Source organism: Brachyspira pilosicoli (assembly GCF_019402445.1).
Lineage (GTDB): Bacteria > Spirochaetota > Brachyspiria > Brachyspirales > Brachyspiraceae > Brachyspira > Brachyspira pilosicoli_B.
In genome coordinates this window covers 1-3,350 of sequence record NZ_SRZM01000161.1, presented here as the reverse complement: position 1 = coordinate 3,350, position 3,350 = coordinate 1, and the positions used below count along the sequence as shown (strand labels likewise).

General features: G+C 33.2%; 3 protein-coding genes. All 3 read left to right on the top strand.

All coding sequences use genetic code 11. The features are described from left to right. Positions 1-200 precede the first annotated feature (200 nt). On the top strand, positions 201-1,385 hold the full coding sequence (locus tag E6A48_RS06265) for an acetyl-CoA C-acetyltransferase (RefSeq protein WP_219709200.1): 1,185 nt from the start codon (positions 201-203) through the stop codon (positions 1,383-1,385). 91 nt (positions 1,386-1,476) lie between these two features. Continuing rightward, the gene (locus E6A48_RS06260; RefSeq protein ID WP_013243661.1) at positions 1,477-2,253 is read left to right on the top strand and encodes an enoyl-CoA hydratase-related protein; all 777 of its coding nucleotides are present in this window, start codon (positions 1,477-1,479) and stop codon (positions 2,251-2,253) included. Positions 2,254-2,318: 65 nt separating this feature from the next. Next, entirely contained in the window at positions 2,319-3,158 is an 840-nt protein-coding gene (locus E6A48_RS06255) for a 3-hydroxyacyl-CoA dehydrogenase family protein (protein WP_219709199.1), read from the top strand. Positions 3,159-3,350 lie beyond the last annotated feature (192 nt).

The following is a 3,350-nucleotide window of genomic DNA, read 5'->3' as shown; positions in this document are numbered from 1 at the left end:
ATGTTAATATAAACATTATTTAAAAAATATATTAAATTATACAATTTCTTGTAATAATATTATACTACATAAGGGTATAATAAAATTTTTGTCTGTTTTATTGAATTAAAAATAAAAATGTACTATACTTTTAAAAGCATATTATAAAAAATTAAAATATATAAGATGTGAATAAATTATTTTTTGGGGAGATTTTTATTATGGCTAAGAAAGTAGTAATAGCTAGTGCTTGCCGTACACCTATAGGAAGTATGGGAGGTTCATTAAGTACTGTTCCTGCTGCAGAGTTAGGAGCTATAGTTATTAAGGAAGCTTTAAAAAGAGCTAAAGTAGAACCTAATCAAGTTGATATGGTTTATATGGGTTGTGTAATACAAGCTTCACAAGGACAAAACGTTGCTCGTCAATGTTCTATTAAAGCTGGTTTGCCAGTTGAAGTTCCTGCTATGACTCTTAATGTTGTTTGCGGTTCTGGACTTGATGCTGTTAATATAGCTGCTAATATGATACTTGCTGGTAATGCTGATATAGTTGTTGCAGGAGGAACTGAAAATATGAGTATGGCTCCTTATGCTTTGAAAAATGCTCGTTATGGTTATAGAATGGGAAATAACACTATTGTAGATACTATGGTTAATGATGCTTTAACTGATGCTTTCCATAATTATCATATGGGTATTACAGCAGAAAATATTTGTGATGATTGGAAAATTACTCGTGAGGAATTAGATGAGTTTGCTGCTAAATCTCAGCAAAAAGCTGTTCAGGCTCAAGATTTAGGCAACTTTACAAGAGAAATTGTACCTGTTACAATAAAAACTAAAAAAGGCGATGTAGTATTTGATAAAGATGAAGGTCCTAGAGCTGGTACAACAGTTGAGAGTTTGGCTAAATTAAAACCTGCTTTCAAACCAGACGGCGGAAGAGTTACTGCTGGTAATTCTTCTAGTATCAATGACGGTGCTGCTGCTGTTGTTGTAATGAGCGAAGATAAGGCTAAAGAATTAGGAATTAAACCTATGGCTACTTGGGTTACTGGTGCTTTAGGTGGTGTTGAACCTAGAATTATGGGTATAGGACCTGTTGCTGCTACTAAAAAAGTATTGGCTCGTACTGGTTTAACTATTAAAGATTTTGATATTATTGAATCTAATGAAGCTTTTGCTGCTCAATCTATTGCTGTGGGCAGAGAGCTTGGAATAGATGTTGAAAGACAACTTAACCCTAATGGCGGAGCTATAGCTTTAGGTCACCCAGTAGGTGCTTCTGGTTGTAGAATACTTGTTACTTTACTTCATGAGATGGATGCTAAAGGAGCTAAAAGAGGACTTGCTACTTTGTGTATCGGTGGTGGTATGGGTTGTGCTACCATTGTAGAAATGTAATAATTTTGTTGTGCAGGTTTAGAGAGTATATTTTTCTAAACCTGTTTTTAATTTATTACAAGATAATAATATTTTATTTAAGGAGAAATTGATGGATTTTGTAAAGTATGAAGAGAAGGGTATGATTGGTGTTATCACTATCAGCAGAGAAAAAGCTCTTAATGCCCTTAACTCTCAAGTTTTAGATGAACTTGATAAAACTTTAGATGCTGTTGATATAAATAATATTAGATGTTTGATATTAACTGGTGCGGGAGAGAAATCTTTTGTTGCTGGTGCTGATATATCTGAGATGAGTAAGGCAAGCAAGATAGAGGGAGAGGCTTTTGGAAAAAAGGGTAATGATGTATTTAGAAAGATAGAAACTTTCCCTATACCTGTTATTGCTGCTGTTAATGGTTTTGCTTTGGGCGGCGGTTGTGAAATAGCTATGAGCTGCGATATACGTATTTGTTCTGATAATGCTATATTTGGTCAGCCTGAAGTTGGACTTGGTATTACTCCTGGTTTTGGCGGTACTCAGAGACTTCCTAGATTAGTGGGAGCTGGTATGGCTAAACAGTTAATATATTCCGCTAAAAACATTAAGGCTGATGAGGCTTATAGGATTGGTTTGGTTAATGCTGTTTATACTCAATCTGAACTTATGCCTCAGGCTGAAAAATTAGCTCAAACTATCGCTAACAATGCTCCTATTGCTGTTCGTAATTGTAAGAGGGCTATTAATAGGGGACTTGATGTTGAGATGGATATGGCTATTATTATAGAAGAAAAGTTATTTGGGGATTGTTTTGAAAGCGAAGACCAGAGAGAGGGTATGGCTGCTTTCTTAGAAAAGAGAAAAGTTGAAAAATTTGTTAATAGATAATAAATTTTTCTTATTAATTAAAATTTAATAAAACTACAAAATTTTTATAAAAAGGAGAAATTAAAATGAAAGTTGGTGTTATAGGTGCTGGAGCTATGGGCTCTGGTATTGCTCAAGCTTTTGCTCAAACTGAAGGTTATGAAGTTTGTTTATGTGATATTAAAGAAGAATTTGCTGCTAGCGGTAAGGCTAGAATTGCTAAAAGTTTTGACGGAAGAATTGCTAAGGGTAAAATGGAAAAAGCTGATGCTGATAAAATTTTATCTAAAATATCTATTGGTTTAAAAGATATTTGTAAAGACTGCGATTTAATCGTTGAGGCTGCTTTTGAAAATATGGAAGTTAAAAAAACTACTTTCAAAGAATTACATGAAATTTGTAAGCCTGATTGTATTTTCTCTTCTAACACTTCTTCTCTTTCTATTACTGAAATAGGTGTTGGTATTGGAAGACCTGTCGTTGGTATGCACTTCTTTAATCCTGCTCCTGTTATGAAATTGGTTGAAGTTATTTCTGGTATCAATACTCCTAGAGATGTTGTTGAAAAAATAATTAAAATATCTGAAGAAATTGGAAAAACTCCTGTTGAAGTTAATGAGACTGCTGGTTTCGTTGTTAACCGTATATTAGTACCTATGATTAACGAAGCTATAGAGTTATATTCTATGGGAGTTGCTTCTGCTGAGGGTATAGATAATGCTATGAAACTTGGTGCTAATCACCCTATGGGTCCTTTGGCTTTAGGTGATTTAATTGGTCTTGATATTGTACTTGCTATTATGGAAGTACTTCAAAGAGAAACTGGAGACCCTAAATATAGACCTAGTGCTTTACTTAGAAAAATGGTTCGCGGCGGTTTACTCGGACAAAAAACTGGTAAAGGTTTCTATGAATATTCTAAATAATTAATATATAGTTTGTTTGTTGTTTGCGAAGGGGTTAATTTTAATCTCTTCGCTTTTTTTTATTTTAAAATATAGTATACTATTTTTATATTATAGAATAAGGATATATAGTTATGAAATATGGTGAAATTAATAATGAAGGTATAGAAAAGTTAATGGATATTTTTTATGCTAAAATTAGGGTGCATAAAG